Below are 18,997 nucleotides of genomic sequence, written 5' to 3' on the forward strand. Positions count from 1 at the left end.
CGATTGTCTCTGTCCATGCGCTGTGGACATCCACAGCGACCCTGGCGGGCTGCGGTGGCATCATCCCAACCCCGTCGGCCTTTGTGACCCCCGCCATGTCCAGCTCAGAAGAAAAACGCGCCCAGCTCCGCCAGGCCGCCCTCGAATACCACGAGTTCCCGACGCCGGGCAAGATCGCGATCGCACCGACCAAGTCCCTCGTCAACCAGCGCGACCTGGCGCTGGCCTACTCGCCCGGCGTGGCCGCCGCGTGCGAGGAGATCGTGGCCGACCCGGCCAACGCCTTCCGCTACACCTCGCGCGGCAACCTTGTCGCCGTCGTCTCCAACGGCACGGCCGTGCTGGGCCTCGGGAACATCGGCCCGCTGGCGTCCAAGCCGGTGATGGAAGGCAAGGGCGTGCTCTTCAAGAAGTTCGCCGGCATCGACGTCTTCGACCTGGAAGTGGCCGAGAACGACCTGGACAAGCTGGTGGACTGCATCGCCGCGCTGGAGCCCACGTTCGGCGGCATCAACCTGGAAGACATCAAGGCGCCGGACTGCTTCTACGTCGAGCGCAAGCTGCGCGAGCGCATGAAGATCCCGGTCTTCCACGACGACCAGCACGGCACGGCCATCGTCGTCGGCGCGGCCTTCCTGAACGGCCTGAAGGTCGTCGGCAAGGACATCAAGGACGTCAAGCTCGTCACCTCGGGCGCGGGCGCGGCGGCGCTGGCCTGCCTGAACCTGCTCGTGAAGCTGGGCCTGCCGCGCCAGAACATCTGGGTGACGGACCTGGCCGGCGTCGTCTACGAAGGCCGCACCGAGCTGATGGACCCGGACAAGGCCGAGTTCGCGCAGAAGACTGAAGCGCGTTCGCTGCGCGACGTCATGAAGGGTGCCGACGTGTTCCTGGGCCTGTCGGCCGGCGGCGTGCTGAAGGCCGACGTGGTGGCGACGATGGCCGCCAAGCCGCTGATCTTCGCGCTGGCCAACCCGACGCCGGAGATCCTGCCGGAAGAGGTGCAGTCGGTGCGCAGCGACGCCATCATGGCCACCGGCCGCACCGACTACCCGAACCAGGTCAACAACGTCCTGTGCTTCCCCTACATCTTCCGCGGCGCGCTGGACTCGGGCGCCACGACGATCAACGTCGAGATGGAGATTGCCGCCGTCCACGCGATCGCCGACCTGGCACAGGCCGAGCAGAGCGAGGTGGTCGCCGCAGCCTACGTGGGCGCCACGCTGAGCTTCGGGCCTGAGTACCTGATCCCCAAGCCGTTCGACCCGCGGCTGATGATGCGCATCGCACCGGCCGTGGCCAAGGCGGCCGAGGATTCGGGCGTCGCGGCCCGTCCGATCACCGACTGGGACGCCTACCGCGAGAAGCTGCAGAGCTTCGTCTACGCGTCGGGCAACACCATGAAGCCCATCTTCTCCGCGGCCAAGCGCGCGCCCAACAAGCGCGTCGCCTATGCCGAGGGCGAGGAGGAGCGCGTGCTGCGCGCCGCGCAGGTCGTCGTCGACGAAGGCCTGGCGCGCCCGACGCTGATCGGCCGCCCGGGCGTCATCGCCGAGCGCTGCGAGCGCTTCGGCCTGCGCCTGCAGCAGGACCGGGACTACGACGTCGTCAACGTCGAGAACGACCACCGCTACCGCGACTACTGGCAGACCTATCTCAGCATGACCGAGCGCAAGGGTGTGACCCAGCAGCTCGCCAAGATCGAGATGCGCCGCCGCCTGACGCTGATCGGCGCCATGCTGCTGCACAAGGGCGAGGTCGACGGCATGCTGTGCGGCACCTGGGGCACGACGGCCACGCACCTGCAATACATCGACCAGGTCATCGGCAAGCGCGCCGGCGTGAAGACCTATGCCTGCATGAACGGGCTCATCCTGCCGGGCCGCCAGGTCATGCTGGTGGACACCCACGTCAACTACGACCCCGATGCCGCGCAGCTCGCCGAGATCACCGTCATGGCCGCTCAGGAGATGTGCCGCTTCGGCCTGGCGCCCAAGGCCGCGCTGCTGTCGCACAGCAACTACGGCACCAGCAACTGCCCGTCGGCCGTGAAGATGCGTGACACGCTGGCGCTGCTGCAGCAGCTCGCGCCCTGGCTGGAAGTCGACGGCGAGATGCACGGCGACACGGCGCTGGACGCCGCCTACCGCAAGCAGATCATGCCCAACAGCCCCCTCAGCGGCGAGGCCAACCTGCTCGTGCTGCCCAACATCGACGCCGCCAACATCTCCTACAACCTGCTGAAGACGGCCGCCGGCGGCGGCATCGCCATCGGTCCGGTGCTGCTCGGCGCGGCCAAGCCGGTGCATGTGCTGACGCCGTCCGCCACCGTGCGGCGCATCGTCAACATGACGGCGCTGACGGTCGCCGACGCCAACGCGGCGCGCGGCTGAGCCAGGCGAGCGACGCGGATGAACACTCCGAAAGCGCCCGGACTCCCCCAATTGACAGAAGTTTTCATCTCGGAAACTCCGTCATGAAACCGTCAAGAACGGCCTGAAACAAGCACTTGGCAAGATGTGAGCGCAGGCTCACATGGCCCTGGTCCAGGGGTGGACGGCCGTTGCCGGCTTGAGCTTTTTAGGGGGTTTCGGTACCATATCGGTTTTCGAAACAGGGTAAACCCGTGTTTTTGTTCTCGTGGCTTGCGCGCTCTGGCGCCTCGGCGGCACTGTCCGCCCTGCTGCTCACCGGCCTGGCCGGCGGTGCGCTGGCCAAGGAAGCAGCACCCACCGCAACGCCCGCTCTGGCCGAAGTTTCGCTGAGCGAGCTGCCTGTCCAGGCTCAGGAAACGCACCGGCTCATCAGGTCCGGCGGTCCGTTTCCTTATGCCAAGGACGGCGTGGTGTTCGGCAATCGCGAGCGCCTGCTACCCGGCAAGGCTCGCGGCTTCTACCGCGAATACACGGTCAAGACCCCTGGCGCACGCACGCGGGGCGCCCGCCGCATCATCTGCGGCGGCACGCCGCCGACAGCGCCCGAGGTCTGCTACTACACCGGCGACCACTATGCCAGCTTCAAGCGCATCCGCGCCGGGCTGGCACCGTGAGCGCCGCAGGAATCGAAACCGTTTTGTGACTTGAAAGGAGGAACGCGACCATGCTTTTGCAGACCGTCCGTCCCAATATCGTGCAGGCCATTCGGGCCTACCGGGTCGAGGACTTGATGCAGGCCGCCCACGAAGCGGGCCAGCATTTCCTGTATGCCAACCTGTCGGAGGCGCAGTCCAAGCAAGACGTGCTCGATGGGATCGCGCAGGCGTTCCTCTTTCCGGCGCATTTCGGCAAGAACCTGGACGCGCTGCATGACTGCATGACCGACCTCGTGCACAAGTCGGGCAGCCAGCCCGGCTTCGTCGTCGTGCTGGAGCAGTTGCCAGACAACGTGCGCTTCGACCGGGAGGCGCGCGAGCAGTTGCTCGATGTCTTCCGCGACACGGCCGACTACTGGGCCGACAGGAAGATCGCCTTCCGCTGTTTCTATTCTTTTCAGTAGCCCGCTCCCAAGAAAACGGGTCATGGGAGCGGGCTACTGAGGTGGCCCCGGTGATTGAAAAGCCTGCGCCGAAAAGCGCCAAGGCGGCAATTGGCAACCCCAACTTCGGCATGAACATGCCGATGATGTGCAGCGCCTTCGACACGTCGATGTGGCTCAACGCAGCCTGAACATCCGCGTGTCCAAAGAGAACGGGACCCTCGGGTCCCGTTTTTGTTGAGCGCGCCCAGTGCTCAGCCTTTGACTTCCAGCGCCAGCGCGACGAACTCGGCCACAGGCACTTCCTCGGCGCGGCGCTGCAGGTCGAAGTGGCCTGCGTAATTCCGCTCGGCGAGCCAGCGGCCCAGGCTGTGGCGCAACAGCTTGCGGCGCTGCGAGAAGGCGCTGGTGACGAGCGCGCCGAGCAGCTTGGCATCCAGCGCCGGCGGCGTTGTCAGCGGCACCATGCGCACGATGGCCGAGTCCACGCGCGGCGGCGGGTCGAACGCCTGCGGCGGCACGTCCAGCACCGACTCGATGTCGTAGCGCCACTGCAGCATGACCGACAGCCGCCCGAAGTCCTTGTTGCCCGGCGCTGCGGCCATGCGGGCCACGACTTCCTTCTGCAGCATGAAGTGCTGGTCCACCACATCGTCCACCGCGTCCAGCAAGTGAAAGAGGATGGGCGTGGAGATGTTGTACGGCAGGTTGCCGACGACACGCAACTTCGCGCCCTTGGCGGCGGCCAGCGCCTTGAAGTCCACCTTCAGCACGTCCGACTCGATGACTTCGACGTCGTCGCGCTGGCGCAGCCGTGCGGCCAGGTCGCGGTCCAGTTCGATGACGGTCAGCGGCTGGTGGCGCTTGAGCAGCGGCAGCGTCATCGCCCCCAGGCCCGGGCCGATCTCGACCAGCGTCTCGCCCGCGCGCGGGTCGATGAGGTCGACGATGGCTTCGATCAGCGCCTTGTCGGTCAGGAAATGCTGGCCGAAACGCTTGCGGGGGATGTGCTGGCTCATGCCGGCCTGCGCGGCTGCGGCTGCGGCCGGTGCATCAGTCCTGCCATTCCCGGACTTCGACGAAAGCCTTGTTGCGCAGGTCCTTGACCCACTCCTGGTAGGCCTCGTCATACTTCTGCTCGCGCAGTGCGCCACGCGCCTGTTCGCGCAGCTGCTTCAACTCCACCTCAACGGAGCGGCGCTCCAGCACCTGGATGAGGTGCACGCCGAAACGCGACATGACCGGGCCGGAGATGCCGTTCAGCGGCAGCGCGTTCATCGCTTCCTCGAACTCCGGCACGAAACCACCGGCGCCCATCCAGCCCAGGTCGCCACCTTCCGGGGCGCTGCCGTCCTCGGAGTTGGCGCGGGCCAGGTCTTCGAAGCGGGCCTGGCCGGCTTCGATCTGGCGCTTCATCTCGGCCAGGCGGCGCGCGGCGACTTCAGCCGTCAACTGCGCCGACGGGCGCAGCAGGATGTGGCGGGCATGGGTCTGCAGGCTCTGCGTCAGCGACGCCGCGCCCTGGCGCTCGACGACCTTCAGGATGTGAAAGCCCGCGCCGCTGCGCACCAGTTCCGGCGCGACCTCGCCGGTCTTCAGCTTCTGCACGGCGGCCACGAAGATGTCGGGCAGGCGGTCGGCCGGGCGCAGGCCGATTTCGCCGCCCTTGGCCTTGTTGCCGTCCTCCGACACCTCGCGCGCCACCTTGGCGAAGTCCTCACCCGCCTTGACGCGGGCCAGCGCGGCCTCGGCGCGCGCACGCCGCTCGGCCACGACGCCGTCCGGCGCGCCTTCGGGCACCGTCACCAGCACCTGGGCGAGGTTGATCTGGCCGCCCTGCTCCAGCGCCGCGCGCTTCTTGTCGAGGTAGTCGTCGATCTCGGCGTCGGTGATCTTGATGCGGCCCTGCACTTCGCGCTCGCGCACGCGCTCGGTCATCATCTGGTCACGCAGGTTTTCGCGAAAGCTCTTGAAATCGGTGCCGTCGGCTTTCAGCCGCTCGCGCAGCTTGTCCATCGTCAGCTTGTTCTGTGCAGCGACGTTGGCCACCACGCGGTCCAGCTCCGCCTCGTCGATGCGCGGGCCGTTCTCGCGGGCGTAGGTGACGAGCACGCGGTCCTCGATCAGCGCGTCCAGCGCCTGCTTGCGCAGGCCGCTCGTCTCGGGCATGACCTCGCCGCGCTGGCGGGCCTCGGCGCGCAGCCGCTCGGTGCGCTGGACGACCTCGCTGGCAGCGACGACGTCCTGGTTGACGACGGCGGCAATGTAGTCCCCCGGCTGCAGCGTGGGCGTCTGGGCTTGGGCCTGGAAGGCGGCCAAGGCCAGCGTCACAGCAAGGATGAGGGGGTCGAAGCGATGCATCATGGTAGGAAATCAGAACTCGGCGAGCGGTCGGAGCTCAGCGCCCGGTAGCCGGGCACATTGTCCTTCAAGACCTTGAGGGCGTTCGAGCCGAGCTGGGACAGGCCGACCAGCTCCAGCTGCAGCATGAGCCGCGTGTTGGTTTCGGCCCGGCCCGTGGACAGCCGCTCCAGGCCGAAACGCAGCACCCAGCAGCCGGCGTCGTACTCGAAGCCGGCCACCGAGTCGGTCAGCCGCTTGTCGCGCAGCGAATACTGCACGCGCCCGGCGCTGTACCAGGCGCCGCCGCAGCTCGCCTGCGAGCGCTGCGTCACCGGCTGGCCGTAGATCGGCCACTGCCAGGCCAGCTCGACCTGCTCGCTCTGCGCCCGCGCGTAGCGGTAGGCGACGCTGACGGTCTTGAACGGCCCCGGCGCATAGCGCGCCCGCATCACGGAGCGCACGGAGCGGTTGGTTTCCGGGTTGAACTCCAGCGTGCCGTCCGCCCACCAGCGGTCCTGCAGATGGGCGGCGGCCGCCAGCAGCAGGTCGGAGAAGCGCTGCGTGACGGGCTGGCCGTCCGGCGTGATGAGCTGGTCGCGGAACAGGAAGCGCTGCACCACGCCCAGCCGCAGCACCTCTTCGCCCTGCGTCGTGTTGACCCAGCGGCTGGTGGCGCCCACGCTCAGCGCGTGCAGGTCCGACACCCGGTCCACGCCCGAAAACGGGTTGTCGGTGTAGATGGAGTCGAAGTTGAAGTCCTTGGCCGCCGCGTCGAAGTTGGGCAGGTTGGACTGGTCGCGAAACGGTGTGTTCACGTACAGCAGGCGCGGCTCCAGGCTCTGGCGCATGTCGCGGCCGAACAGCGTCGTGTCGCGCTCGAAGACCCAGCCATGGTCGATGCTCAGCGTCGGAATCACGCGGCCCATGCGGGTGCGGCCATCGGCCTGCGGGCGATCCAGGTCGTAGGCGGCCGCGTTGACGGCCACGCGCGGGATCAGCCACCACGCCTCGCCGCCCAGCGGCGCGGACACATGGCCCAGCGCATGCACGCGCTGGCCGCCACGCGGCTGCCCGGCCAGCGCCGAGCCGGGCAGGTCGAAGCGGTTGTATTCCAGCTCCAGCCCGCCCTCCAGCCGCGCCTTGCGACCCCAGGGGCGGAAGCTGTCGAGCACCGCTTCATCGGCCGCCGTCGTCACGCGCATGCCGATCTGCGGGCTGCGCTGGTAGGGCGAATCGAACTGCGCGAGCGGGTCGGCGCCCTGCAGCGTCTGCCAGTGCTGCAGGCGCGCGTAGGTGTCGATGACGCCCCACGACAGCTCGCGCTGGCGGCTGATGTTGAGGTCGCTGGACAGCAGGCGCGGCGTCTGGCTCTCGACGCGGCGCGACATGTCCTTCCAGTAGTCGTCGTCCGAGACCCGCTCGCTCTTCAACCGGTAGCGCCAGTCGCCCAGCTTGCCGTCGTTGTTGAACTTCAGGCTCCAGCGCGAACTGCCGAAGACGCGGTCGCTGGGCAGCAGGTCGACGTTGATGCGGCCGGCGTGGTCGGGCTCCAGGTAGCGGAACTCGCTGTCCAGGCCCACGCCGCGCTTGGTCATGACGAAGGGCGTGACGGTGGCATCGCGCTGCGGCGCGATGTTCCAGTAGTAGGGCACGCCGAACTCGAAGCCGCTGCGGTTGTCCAGGAAGATGTTGGGCGGCAGCCAGCCCGACTTGCGCGCCGAACTCAGCGGGAAGGTCATGGACGGCGCGGCCAGGATGGGCACGCCCAGGAAGCGCAGCACCGCGCCCTCGGCCTGGCCCTCGTTGGCGGCCAAGTCCATGCGCAGCTGCCGGGCCGACATCTGCCAGGCCGGCTCCTGGTTGTCGACGACCGGGCAGCTGGTGTAGGTGCCGTTCGTGGCGCTCAGGTGCTCGCTGTCCTGGAACCGGATCACGTCGGCCTTGCCATGCCCACCGGTGGCGGCGAGCGTGAAGCTCGGCGACAGGAACTCGCCCTCGAAGCGGCTCACGTACAGCTGCAGCAGCGGGCCGGTGAAAATGTTGCCGTTGTGGGCGACGCGCACGTTGCCTTGGGCCTTGGCCAGGTCGTCGACGACGCGGTAGTTCAGCTGGTCGGTGTTCATCACCAACTCGCCGTAGCGCAGCTCCACACCTTCGGTACCCTCGGCCTGCTGGTCCACCTGGGCCGACAGCTTGCCGGCGGCGATGACCAGCGCCGGCTTGATGCCGGACGACTTGGACGTCGCGCCCAGCACACGGCTGCTGCGCAATGTCACCGAATCGTCGGGCGGTCCCTGCTGTGCCGAAGCGCCACCCCAGGCGCACAGGGCCAGGGCGACGAAAGTGGGCAGCGGGGCGGGGCGGGGGTTTGGAAGCGCGCGCGGCACGGGCGGCAAAGGCTCGATGAGGAGGGGTGCCGGGACCGGCGATTCTTAGAATTTCATTATCCACGAGGGCCTTGCGCAATGCCGACACCGACTCCCCCACTGATCGCCGACCTGCAGGCCCACCCCGCCGAGGCCGACCGGCTGATGCTCGCCGCCTGCGCCGAGCTGCGCGCGCACCCCAGTGCACCCACGCCGCCCGATCCGGCAGCCCTGCGCGCCGGGCTGGCCCGCATCGCCGACTCGAGCCAGGAGGTGGTGCTGCAGCGCCTGCTCGACGATGCGCCGCTGGGCGCCGCCACCGACGGCCTCGCCGCCTTGCTGCGCCCGCCCGAGCTGGCCTGGGACGAGGCCCAGGAGATCGACTGGGCGGTGCGCCACTGGCAGGCCTGCCGCGCCGCGGGCCTGCTCGACGAGGACCTGGCCGCCGACTTCGGCGACTACTGGCGGAGGCTCGAATGGAGCGCGGTGCGGCAGCACCTCGCGCTGCTGGGCCAGGGGCACGCGGAAGAACGCCGGCTGCTGGCCCGCATCGCCAAGACGTCGAGCCGTTACGTCGCCCTGGGGCTGCTGAAGCGGGCGATGGAGGCGCGCTATCCGGAATTCTTCGACCTGGGCTTCAGCTTGAGGTGAGGGGCGCCCGCCGCCGCGGCAGGCCGGACAACGGCCCGCATGTGCCCAGGTCGCCCGCGCTCACGGCCGGGTCGCGCAGCCCGCGGCCACCAGCCACGGGTCCTTGTCCTCGCCGCCGAAGATCTCCAGCAGGAAGTCCAGGAAGGCGCGCGTGCGGGCCGGCACGTACTTGCGCGTCGGCATGCCTGCCCAGAGCGTCACGCCGAAGAGACGCCACTCCGGCATGACCCGCTCCAGGGCCTGCTCCATCAGCGCATCCTCCACGATGAAGCTGGGCAGTCCGGCCACGCCCAGTCCATGCAGCGCGGCGGCGTAGTTGGTGTCCATGTGCGTCGTCGACAGCGCGGCGCGCGACGGCACGATGGGCAGCGTGATCTCCTCGGAACCGTCGCCACGCTGCAGCGTCAGGCCGCGCATCATGGCGGGCGTGGGGGGCAGCAGCGCATCGTGCAGTTTGAGGTCGTGCGGGTGCTGGGGGCGGCCGCGCTGGTCGAGGTATTCCGGCGAGGCGCACATGATGAATTCGCTGCGCGCCAGGCGGCGGGCGATGAAGTCGCCGTCGACCAGCTCACGGGACAAGAAGATGGTCAGGTCGTAGCTGTCGTCCACCGTGTCGACGGGGCCGGGCGACGTGATCTCCAGCGTGACCAGCGGGTACTCGCGGTGGAACTTGGGCAGGTGCTTGGCGAGCTGGTGCACCGCGATGGCCGGCGGGCACAGGATGCGCAGCAGGCCCCGCACCTCCTGCGTGGCCGACGCCGCCAGCGCCGCGGCCTCGTCGACGTCGGCCAGGATGCGCCGCGCCCGTTCGAGGTAGGCCTCGCCGATCTCGGTCAGCGACAGCCGCCGCGTGGTGCGGTTCAGCAGCCGCGTGCCGAGGTGCTCCTCCAACTCGGCCACCAGCCGCGTGACGACGGCCGGTGCCAGGTCCAGTGCGCGCGCGGCGGCCGCGAAGCTGCCCTCGTCGATGACGCGGACGAAGACCTTGATGGCGCGGAGCTGATCCATCCGTCGTCAGGTCACGGGTGCGCGGCCATCACCTGCGCGACCGCGGCGGTCAGCCGCTTGCCGTAGGGCACGTGCAGGAACTCGTTCGGGCCGTGCGCGTTGCTCTTGGGGCCCAGCACGCCGCAGACCATCATCTGCGCCTGGGGGAAGCCCTTCTGCAGCATGCTCATCAGCGGGATGGTGCCGCCCTGGCCGATGTAGCCGACTGGCGCGCCGAAATGCGCCAGGCTGGCGTCGTTCAGCGCCTGGCTGAGCCAGGGCGACAGGTCCGGCGTGTTCCAGCCCGTGGCGCCGAACGCGCCGGCACGGCCGTCGGGCGTGAATGTGACCTTGGCGTTGTAGGGCGCGTTGTCCTCCAGCAGCGCCTTCAGGCGCAGCGCGGCCTCGTTGCCGTCCACCAGCGGCGGCAGGCGCAGGCTCAGCTTGAACGCCGTGTACGGCCGCAGCACGTTGCCGGCGTTCTTCAGCTCCGGGAAGCCGTCGGCACCGACGACCGACAGCGTCGGCCGCCAGGTGCGGTTCAGCAGCACTTCGACCGGGTCGGTCGTGACCGGCAGCACCGGGCCGCCATCCGCGCCGCAGGCCCAGGGCATGCGCTTGTAGACCTCGTCCTTCAGGATGGCCGCCGTCGCCCGCACCTGCTCCAGGCGCGCGCCCGGGATCTCGCAGTGGAAGCTCTCGGGCAGCAGGCGGCCGGTCTTGCTGTCCTCCAGCCGGTCCAGCACCTGGCGCAGCACGCGGAAGGAGGACGGCACCACACCCGACGCGTCGCCGCTGTGGATGCCCTCGGTCAGGATCTCGACCTTGAGCACGCCCGACACCATGCCGCGCAGCGAGGTGGTCAGCCACAACTGGTCGTAGTTGCCGGCGCCGGAGTCCAGGCAGACCACCAGCGACACCCGGCCCAGGCGGTCGTTGAGCACGTCCAGGTAGGCCGGCAGGTCGAAGGAGCCGGACTCCTCGCAGGTCTCGATCAGGCCCACGCAACGCGGCCGCGGGATGCCCTGCTGGTCCAGCGCCATGATGGCCGTCAGCGACGCATAGACCGCATAGCCGTCGTCCGCGCCGCCACGGCCGTAGAGTAGGCCGTTCTCGTACTTGGGCGTCCAGGGGCCGAGGTCGTTGCGCCAGCCGCTGAACTCGGGCTGCTTGTCCAGGTGGCCGTACACGACGATGGTGTCTTCGCTGCCCACCTTGGTGGCCGGCACCTCGAAGAAGATGACCGGCGTGCGGCCGGGCAGGCGGATGACCTCCAGCTTCAGGCCGGCGACCTTCTTGCTTTCCACCCAGGCGGCGGCCTGCGTCAGCACCTTGTCGATGTGGCCGTGCGCCGCCCAGTCGGCGTCGAACATCGGGCTCTTGGCGGGGATGGCGATGTAGTCGGTCAGCGCCGGGACGATCTCTTCGTCCCAGACACGTTCGGCGAAGGTGCCGAGCGCGCTCGCCTCGTCGGCTTGCAGCGGCAGGTGGGGATCACGGGCATTCATGGCGGACTCCGGGTGTCTGTGACACAGGCGGCCAGTTTAGGCTTTTCGATGTGCGGCGATGCGTGCGGCGAAGGCGCGCCGCGACAGCGCGGCCGATGTCACGATTCCCCGTGCCCCATCGGGGAAAACGACGTCCTGGGCCGCTGAGCCCTGCCCTTAGGCTCGACGCCACGATGCCCCGCCTGCCCCTGTTCGCCTTCCTTGCCGTGGTCGCGCTGCTGACCGGCTGCGCGTCCGGCCCCAAGTTCACGGTGGACGACGGCCGCAAGGTCAACGAGGAGCTGCTGGCCGGCATGCGCGCCTACGGCGCCGGCGAGCGGCTGATCCGCCCCGCCATCGCGCGCAGCGCGGCGCTCAACGACAAGGACTGCGACAAGCAGTGGGAGCTGCCCTTCGCCGTCGCCACCAGCGCCGGCTGGGACGCCGACGACCGCGTGGCCTGGGCGCGCGCGCTGCTGGTGGACGAGCGGCTGACCGTCATCGCCGTCACGCAGGACTCGCCGGTGGCTGCGGGCACGCGCATCAACCGCGTCGGCTCCCGTGCCGACGACGACGGCGAGAAGCTGCTGGAGTGGATGGCCGAGGCACGCGACGAGGGCAAGCCCTTCCAGATGGGCGTAGCCGGCGGCAAGGCCGTGCTGGTCAAGCCGTTCCAGGTCTGCCGGGGCTACACGCGCTTCGCGCCGCCCAACACGCCCAGGCTGCAGGACTACCACTGGCTGCTCAGCCTGCACCCGCTGGAGGTGACGCAGGCCGAGCCCACGCCGGACGAGGCGCTGTGGATGGTGCTGTGGACGCAGGGGCTGTCCGAAGAGGGTGGCGCCCGCATGAAGACCTACCACTACGCGGTCAAGATTGCCGGCACGCTCTACAACCTCGCCACGCTGGCCTCCGGCGTGAAGGCCGCCGCGCTCGCGGCCGACGCGGCCATCAGCGCGGCCAGGAACGCGGCGGCCAGCGCGGCGACCGAGTTCCTGAAGCAGCAGCTCATCGAGCAGGGCAAGTCGCTGGCCATGCAACGGCTGCGCGAAGGCGTCACCGACGCGGCGCAGCAGCTCACGCGCCAGCAGGTCGTCAGCGTGATGCAGGCCGCCGCCGCCAACCGCGGTTCGCTGGGCGGCGTCTCGCGCATCGCCGCCACCACGTTCGACTACGCCGACACCTGGGCCTTCGCGCGCATGGCCGCGCTGGGGGCACCGCCGGTTGCCGGCTTCACGCTGCACCAGAAGCTCATCCAGCACAACCTGTTCTCCAACGCCTTCCTGTTCGACGCCGACCGGCTGGCGGCGCTGAACAAGGTGGCGGCGGCGCGCGGCTTCGAGGCCGAGGTCGTCGCCATCCTGGGCGGCCTGCGCGCCGACGCGCTGCTGGCCGAGATCGGCTCGATGCCGCTGGCCTCGGCGCAGGCCGGCTTCGCCTTCGAAAGCCCGGACGACCCCGGCGCCGGCGGCCGCTTCTCGCGCGGCCTCATCGACGCGATGCTGGAACTGCCGGCTGAATCCGGGTCAAGGAGATGAAGCGGGCCGCCACCCTCGCCCTGCTGCTTGCAGTGGCAGCCGCGCTGGCGCAGACGCCGCCGCCCGTGCCGACGCCGTTGCCGGACAGCGCGGCCAGCGCCGCCAGTGCCCCGGGGGCCACCGCGCCACCACCGCCCAGCTGCGCGCAGCTGAGCAGCCGCGCGCTGTCCGCCGACCTGCGCGCTGCCACGGCCCAGTCGCAGAACCAGCCGCTGCAGGCGCTCGTCAAGCTGTACGACGAGGCCATTGACCAATGGGGCGGCGCCATCCTCAGCTGCGACGGCCGCGCCCGCGAGCGCGCCCAGCGCAACATGGCCGACAGCCAGAAGACGCGCGACGCGCTGGCCGAACGCATGCAGGCCGGCAGCCAGTGCGAGAGCGCCCACCGCGACGCCGCCGCACTGCAGGAGCTGGCCCGCGGGGCGTTCGGCGAGCGGCGCTTCGCCGAGGCGGCCAGCCTGTACCGCAAGGCCGAAGGCATGTGGGACCTGGCCGTGGAGCAGTGCAACGGCAGCCAGCAGCAGACCGCCCAGCGCCGCCGCGAGCAGAGCGAGATCGACGGCCACAACGCCGAGTTCTGCGCCGTGCCGTTCGAGCGTGCGCGCGAGTTCTCCACCAAGCTGCGCAACAGCGGCGCGGCCCTGCCGCTGGCCGAGCGCCAGGTGCAGAGCCAGATCGCCGAGACGCTGTGGCGCGACACCGCCAAGCTCTGCAAGGGCAGCGCGCAGGAGCTGGCGCTGAACAACGCCCAGGCACTGGCCCGCGAGCGCGGCACGCCATGGGTGGCGACGGCGCTGCCCGCCGCGCCCGCGCCCCCGCCGGCCCCCGCTGCCGTGGCAGCCACCGCCGTGGCAGCCGCCCCAAAGGCCGGCGCCGCTGCGGCCGTCGCAGCGGCCAGGCCTACCGCCGCACCGGCACCTGCCGTCACCGCGCCCGCCCGGCAGGCCGCAGCCGCCCCGGCCGCGGCGGCGCCAACGGCCGCGCCGGCCGAACCCAGGCTCTTCGACCGCACGGCCGGCGACACGCACTACGTGGGCCAGTTCGTCCGCGAGGACGACGACACGGTCAGCGGCACCGGCCGCGTCGAATGGAAGAACGGCGATGTCTACGAAGGCATGCTGGACCACAGCCGGCGCCGCGGCACGGGCGAGATCCGCTGGGCCAGCGGCCAGCGCTACAAGGGCGAATGGGCGGACGACCGCGCCACCGGACGCGGCGTCATGGCGTTCGCGAACGGCAATGTGTTCGACGGCACGCTGATCGACGGCCAGCCCGAGGGCGAGGGCAAGCTGACCTACTCGTCCGGCGACGTCTACACCGGCCAGATCCGGCACGGCCTGCCGCACGGCAAGGGCAACTATGTCTGGATGAGCGGCCAGCGCTACGAGGGCGACTGGATCGACGACAAGCCGCACGGTCGCGGCAGGATGCGTTTCGCCAACGGCAACCAGTACGAGGGCCAGATGGTGGCCGGCCTGCCGCAGGGCCAGGGCCGCATGGTGTTTCCCAGCGGCGACATCTACGAAGGCCAGTTCGAGGCGGGCAACCCGCACGGCCAGGGCAAGTACCAGTGGAAGAGTGGCGAGCAGTACGAAGGCGCCTGGGCCCGCGGGCGCAAGCACGGGCAAGGCGTCTTCTTCTGGCCCAGCGGCGACCGCTGGGAGGGCATCTTCAAGGACGACGAGCGCACCGACGACGGCTACACGGTCCGCAAGGGCAACTGAGTGCGCGACATCGCTGTGCCGCCGACCGGCATGTCAGGCTTGAGACTGCCCCGCAAGTTAACCTCCGCGCGTTCCAAACAGAGGAGATGTCCCATGAAAACATTGCTCACCGCCGCCGCGCTCGCCATCGCCTTTGCCGCCCCGGCCGCCGAGGCACGCACCGTCAAGCACCAGCCCGGCAGCCACGTCAGCAGCGGCATCCAGGCCAAGGCCGGTGCCAAGAAGGTCACCAAGACCAAGAAGAAGCACGCCAAGAAGGGCCACAAGAAGACGGCCTGACCGCGCGTCTGAGCGGGCCGAGCGCCGGGCTGAACACCGGGCCGCTCTCAAGCCGGCCCGCCTGAGGCGATGCGCATGCGGCTCTACGCCGCATCATCGCCGTCCCCGCGGGGGACCGACCCAGCCGGCCGGCGTTCAGCAGGGCCAGTTGGGGCAAGAGGCTTCAATCATTCGCGTTCGAATTTGAAGACCGCGACGCTGGCGCGCAGGTTCGGCAGCCGGCGCACGACGCCCCCGTCCTGCAGCCCGAAGCTGTCGAGGATCTTCAGACGGTTCTTGCGCGCCAGCACACCGAAATCGGCGAAGGTGCCGACGCGGATGTTGGGCGTGTCGTACCACTCGTAGGGCAGCGCCCGCGTGACCGGCATGCGGCCGAACAGCACCTGCAGCCGGTTGGGCCAGTGGGCGAAGTTGGGGAAGCTGACGATGCCCAGCTTGCCGACGCGCGCGGTCTCCTTGAGCATCTGCTCGGCATTGCGCAGGTGCTGCAGCGTCTCCAGCTGCAGCACCACGTCGAAGCTCTGGTCCTCGAAGATGGACAGGCCCTCTTCCAGGTTGCGCTGGATGACGCTGACGCCGCGCTTCATGCAGGCCAGCAGGTTGGCGTCGTCCAGCTCCACGCCGTAGCCGCTGCAGCCCTTGTGCTTGATGAGGTGCTCCAGCAGCTCGCCGGTGCCGCAGCCCAGGTCCAGCACGCGCGAGCCGGGCGGCACCAGCGCCGCGATGGCGGGGTCGAAGCTCATGGATGCCCCCTTCGGCCTGCGGCCTGTGCCCCCGGGGCGGCACGAGCGGGTGTGGGTCGGCCCTGCGCTGCGTTCATACCGCCACCCCCTTGAATTGCACCGGCCGCGCCGCCGGGCACAGGCTGCCGGCAATGCGCTCGAAGTAGGCGCGCAGCACGCCGTGGTAGCGCGGGTCGTCCAGCAGGAAGGCGTCGTGCCCGTGGGGCGCATCGATCTCGGCATAGCTCACGTCCAGCCGGTTGTCGAGCAGCGCCTTGACGATCTCGCGCGAGCGGTCCGGCGAGAAGCGCCAGTCGGTCGTGAAGCTCGCGACAAGGAACTTGGCGCGCGCCGACGCGAACGCGCGGGTCAGGTCGCCGCCATGCTCGCGCGCGGGGTCGAAGTAGTCCAGCGCGCGCGTGATGAGCAAATAGGTGTTGGCGTCGAAGTAGTCGCTGAACTTGTCGCCCTGGTAGCGCAGGTAGCTCTCGATCTGGAACTCGATGTCCTGCGTCGAGTAGCCCAGCGCGCCGTCCTTGCCCGACTTCAGCTCGCGGCCGAACTTCTCGGCCATGACGTCGTCGCTGAGGTAGGTGATGTGGCCGATCATGCGCGCCACGCGCAGGCCGCGCTTGGGCACCACGCCGTGTGCGTAGAAGTGGCCACCGTGAAAGTCCGGGTCGGTCACGATGGCACGGCGGGCGACCTCGTTGAAGGCGATGTTCTGCGCGGACAGGTTGGGGGCCGTCGCGATGGCGATGCAGTGGCCCAGCCGCTCGGGGTAGCGCAGCGCCCAGTCCAGTGCCTGCATGCCGCCCAAGGACCCGCCCAGCACCGCCGCCAGCTTCAGGATGCCGAAGCGCTCGACGACGCGGGCCTGCGCGTCCACCCAGTCGTGCACGGTGACGACGGGGAAGTCCGCGCCCCAGGCCCGGCCGGTCGCCGGGTTGACGTGCATCGGCCCCGTGGAGCCGAAGCAGGACCCGAGGTTGTTGACGCCGATGACGAAAAACCTGTCAGTGTCCAGCGGCTTGCCCGGGCCGATCAGGTTGTCCCACCAGCCTTCGCTCTTCGGCTGGCCCGCGTAGGTGCCGGCGACATGGTGGCTGGCGTTCAGCGCATGGCACACCAGCACGGCGTTGCTGCGCTCGGCATTGAGCTGGCCGTAGGTCTCCACCATCAGCTCGTAAGGCCCGAACGACGCCCCGCTGCGCAGCGGCAGCGGTTCGTCGAAATGAAAACTCTGCGGCGACACGTCGCCGACGCTTCGGCCCGTCATGGCCCTACTCCAAAACATCAGACGCTTTGCGCCGTTCAGGCGCGAAGGGTCAATAAAAAAACCGGCGGCCACTGTTGCGGGACGCCGGTTGATCGGAGCCCTGTTTAGCGGCATTTGTAGAGCGCCCGCAATCCGGAACAAATCGGCGCTTGATGGCGCGGAGTTTAACGGACGCGCGGTGGGGGATCACCCCTCATGGAAGCGTCGCCCCTGGCCTAAGGCGCCCCGCACAGGCAGTGCACCACCGCCGCCCGCTCCCACTGGCCCCGCGCCGACATGCGCGCCAGGTCCCTCAGCACTGCCAGCTCCTGCATGACGGGTGCCGGCAGGCCGTCCAGGCCCAGCGCCTGGATGAGCGACGGCGCCAGCACGTCGCCCAGCGACGCCAGCAGCCGCTCGCTGCGGCTCATGTCGCGCTCGACGTACACCAGGCGCGGCTTCTCGCCGGCCTTGACCTCCAGCTTGGCGAGCTGCACGGCCGTCTGCACTGCGTCGTCGAAGCTGCCGATGCGGTCGACCAGGCCGCGCTCCCGGGCCTGGTTGCCGGTCCAGATGCGGCCCTGCGCGACGGTGTCGATCTTCTCCGGCGTGCTCTTGCGCGCCTGGGCGGCCAGGCCGGTGAAGCGCGCGTAGATGTGGTCGATGCCCGACTGCACCGCCGCCTGCATGCGCGGGTCCAGGGGGCGGCGCGGGTCGTAGCCGCCGCCGGCCAGCCAGGTCGTCGTGACGCCACCGGTGTGCAGCGACAGCTTGTCCATCAGCCCTTCGGCGGTGGGCAGCATGCCGAACACGCCGATGCTGCCGGTGATGGTGCCGGCGTCGGCGATGACGGCGTCGCTGGACAGGGAGATCCAGTAGCCGCCCGAGGCCGCCACGTCGCCCATGGAGACGACGACGGGCTTGCCGGCCTGGCGCGTCAGCTCCAGCTCGCGGCGCACGATCTCGGACGCGAACGCGCTGCCGCCCGGCGAATTCACGCGCAGCACGACGGCCTTGATGCCCTCGTCCTCACGTGCCTTGCGGATCAGCCGCGCGGTGGAGTCGCCGCCGATGCGGCCCGGGCCTGCGTCGCCATCGACGATCTCGCCCTCGGCCACGACGATGCCGACGCCTGGCTGCAGCGTGTTCGGTGCGCCCGCGTCCTTCACGTGGGCCAGGTACTCGCCCAGCGACACCTGGCGAAAGCTCTTGCTCTGCTCGTCCCGCGCACCCTTGGAAATGAGCAGTTCGCGCATCTGGTCGCGCGTCTTCAGGCCGTCCACGAGCTTGCCCTGCAGCGCGAGCTGGGCCGCGTCGCCGTTCACGGCCGCCAGCCGCTGGGGCAGCTCCTCGATGCCCTGGGCGATGCTGCCCGCCTGCAGCTTGCGCGCGGCCTCGATGCTGCCGGTGAAGCCCTGCCACAGCTCGCCGTAGACCAGGCCCTCGGCCTCCAGCGTCGCGGGGCTGGGGCCGGTCGAGGTGTAGGGCTCGGCGAAGCTCTTGTACGTGCCGACCTTGATGAGGTTGGGTTTCACGCCGATGCGGTCCAGCGCGTCCTTGTAGTAGGTGCGGTAGCGGCCGAAGCCTTCGATCATCACCATGCCCATCGGGTGCAGGTAGACCTCGCTGGCCTGCGCCGCCAGGAAGTAGCCGCGCTGGCTGTAGTTGTCGCCATAGGCCAGCACCGGCTTGCCGCTCTTCCTGAAGCGCTGCAGCGCGGCGCCGACCTCGTGCAGGCCGGCCAGGCCGGCGCCGCCGAGCTCGTCGGTGTCCAGCAGCACGGCGCTGATCTTGTCGTCCTTCGCCGCCTGCTCCAGCACGGCCAGCACATCGCGCAGGCGCGTCTGGCGCGCGATGCCGCGGCCCTGGGCCTCGGCCAGCAGCTGCTCGCGCGCGCTGCCCGAGAACTGCTCGACGAGGCTGCCGTCGAGCTTGACGACCAGCGTGGTCTTCTCGGCCAGCGGCTTGGGGCCGCGCGTCAGCAGCGCGATGACCACGATGGCGATCAGCAGCAGCACGAGCAGGTTCATCAGCGCGCGGCGCGTGCCGTCGAGCAGCCACCAGGCCTTGGAGAAGAGCCAGCCGATGCCGGAGAACAGGGATTTCATCGGGCGTTACCTTGAGGGTTGATGCCCGGCGATTGTGCGGCGCTTCCGCCGTAGCATGCG

The 18,997-nt window shown here is 69.6% G+C and carries 15 protein-coding genes and 1 riboswitch; of the genes, 7 read left to right on the plus strand and 8 right to left on the minus strand.

Annotated elements, in window-relative coordinates; genetic code table 11:
• Positions 1-95 precede the first annotated feature (95 nt).
• The 3 genes from ACO07H_RS04080 (at position 96) to ACO07H_RS04090 (ending at position 3,495) form a co-directional block, all read left to right on the plus strand.
• Complete coding sequence (locus ACO07H_RS04080) at positions 96-2,393, plus strand: NADP-dependent malic enzyme (protein WP_422011386.1); 2,298 nt, start codon at positions 96-98, stop codon at positions 2,391-2,393.
• 233 nt (positions 2,394-2,626) lie between these two features.
• Positions 2,627-3,049: a ribonuclease domain-containing protein gene (locus ACO07H_RS04085; protein WP_422011388.1), complete on the plus strand. Its 423-nt coding sequence runs from the start codon at positions 2,627-2,629 to the stop codon at positions 3,047-3,049.
• Between the two features lie 50 nt (positions 3,050-3,099).
• Positions 3,100-3,495 carry a barstar family protein gene (locus ACO07H_RS04090; RefSeq protein WP_119039032.1) on the plus strand — a complete coding sequence of 132 codons (396 nt, stop codon included), beginning with the start codon at positions 3,100-3,102 and terminating at the stop codon, positions 3,493-3,495.
• A gap of 233 nt (positions 3,496-3,728) precedes the next feature.
• Here the strand turns inward: ACO07H_RS04090 and rsmA are convergent, their stop codons facing one another.
• From rsmA to ACO07H_RS04105, 3 genes are read right to left on the minus strand one after another with little or no spacing between them, the layout of a single operon-like run.
• Positions 3,729-4,493: a 16S rRNA (adenine(1518)-N(6)/adenine(1519)-N(6))-dimethyltransferase RsmA gene (rsmA, locus tag ACO07H_RS04095; protein ID WP_422011390.1), complete on the minus strand. Its 765-nt coding sequence runs from the start codon at positions 4,491-4,493 to the stop codon at positions 3,729-3,731.
• A 34-nt stretch (positions 4,494-4,527) separates the two neighbouring features.
• Positions 4,528-5,838 (minus strand): peptidylprolyl isomerase, encoded by a 1,311-nt coding sequence (locus ACO07H_RS04100; RefSeq protein ID WP_422011392.1) that lies wholly within the window; start codon positions 5,836-5,838, stop codon positions 4,528-4,530.
• Positions 5,835-8,093, minus strand: a complete 2,259-nt coding sequence (locus ACO07H_RS04105) for an LPS-assembly protein LptD (RefSeq protein ID WP_422011394.1) — start codon at positions 8,091-8,093, stop codon at positions 5,835-5,837. The genes ACO07H_RS04100 and ACO07H_RS04105 overlap by 4 nt, the downstream gene beginning before the upstream one ends.
• Positions 8,094-8,282: 189 nt before the next feature.
• Here ACO07H_RS04105 and ACO07H_RS04110 point away from each other — a divergent pair, with 189 nt between their 5' ends.
• A complete protein-coding gene (locus ACO07H_RS04110) occupies positions 8,283-8,834 on the plus strand; it encodes a hypothetical protein (protein WP_422011396.1) in 552 nt (183 codons plus the stop codon).
• A gap of 60 nt (positions 8,835-8,894) precedes the next feature.
• Here the strand turns inward: ACO07H_RS04110 and ACO07H_RS04115 are convergent, their stop codons facing one another.
• Both ACO07H_RS04115 and ACO07H_RS04120 read right to left on the minus strand, forming a co-directional pair.
• Positions 8,895-9,842, minus strand: coding sequence for a LysR substrate-binding domain-containing protein (locus ACO07H_RS04115; protein WP_422011398.1), 948 nt, complete (start codon positions 9,840-9,842; stop codon positions 8,895-8,897).
• Between the two features lie 11 nt (positions 9,843-9,853).
• Positions 9,854-11,329 carry a M20 family metallopeptidase gene (locus ACO07H_RS04120; protein WP_422011400.1) on the minus strand — a complete coding sequence of 492 codons (1,476 nt, stop codon included), beginning with the start codon at positions 11,327-11,329 and terminating at the stop codon, positions 9,854-9,856.
• A 173-nt stretch (positions 11,330-11,502) separates the two neighbouring features.
• On the opposite strand from ACO07H_RS04120, the gene ACO07H_RS04125 reads away from it, so the two are divergent.
• From ACO07H_RS04125 to ACO07H_RS04135, 3 genes are all read left to right on the plus strand, one after another.
• Positions 11,503-12,846 carry a hypothetical protein gene (locus ACO07H_RS04125; protein WP_422011402.1) on the plus strand — a complete coding sequence of 448 codons (1,344 nt, stop codon included), beginning with the start codon at positions 11,503-11,505 and terminating at the stop codon, positions 12,844-12,846.
• A complete protein-coding gene (locus ACO07H_RS04130) occupies positions 12,843-14,570 on the plus strand; it encodes an MORN repeat-containing protein (protein ID WP_422011404.1) in 1,728 nt (575 codons plus the stop codon). The genes ACO07H_RS04125 and ACO07H_RS04130 overlap by 4 nt, the downstream gene beginning before the upstream one ends.
• Positions 14,571-14,663: 93 nt before the next feature.
• On the plus strand, positions 14,664-14,849 hold the full coding sequence (locus ACO07H_RS04135; RefSeq protein WP_422011406.1) for a hypothetical protein: 186 nt from the start codon (positions 14,664-14,666) through the stop codon (positions 14,847-14,849).
• Between the two features lie 167 nt (positions 14,850-15,016).
• On the opposite strand, the gene metW is transcribed toward ACO07H_RS04135, so the two are convergent.
• From metW to sppA, 3 genes are all read right to left on the minus strand, one after another.
• Positions 15,017-15,592 carry a methionine biosynthesis protein MetW gene (metW, locus tag ACO07H_RS04140; protein ID WP_422011408.1) on the minus strand — a complete coding sequence of 192 codons (576 nt, stop codon included), beginning with the start codon at positions 15,590-15,592 and terminating at the stop codon, positions 15,017-15,019.
• Between the two features lie 73 nt (positions 15,593-15,665).
• Positions 15,666-16,850: a homoserine O-succinyltransferase MetX gene (metX, locus tag ACO07H_RS04145; RefSeq protein ID WP_422011410.1), complete on the minus strand. Its 1,185-nt coding sequence runs from the start codon at positions 16,848-16,850 to the stop codon at positions 15,666-15,668.
• Positions 16,851-16,933: 83 nt separating this feature from the next.
• Positions 16,934-17,009: riboswitch (SAM riboswitch) on the minus strand.
• Positions 17,010-17,065: 56 nt separating this feature from the next.
• Complete coding sequence (sppA, locus tag ACO07H_RS04150; protein WP_422011412.1) at positions 17,066-18,937, minus strand: signal peptide peptidase SppA; 1,872 nt, start codon at positions 18,935-18,937, stop codon at positions 17,066-17,068.
• Positions 18,938-18,997 lie beyond the last annotated feature (60 nt).

Source organism: Roseateles sp. (assembly GCF_965229315.1).
GTDB lineage: Bacteria > Pseudomonadota > Gammaproteobacteria > Burkholderiales > Burkholderiaceae_C > Pelomonas.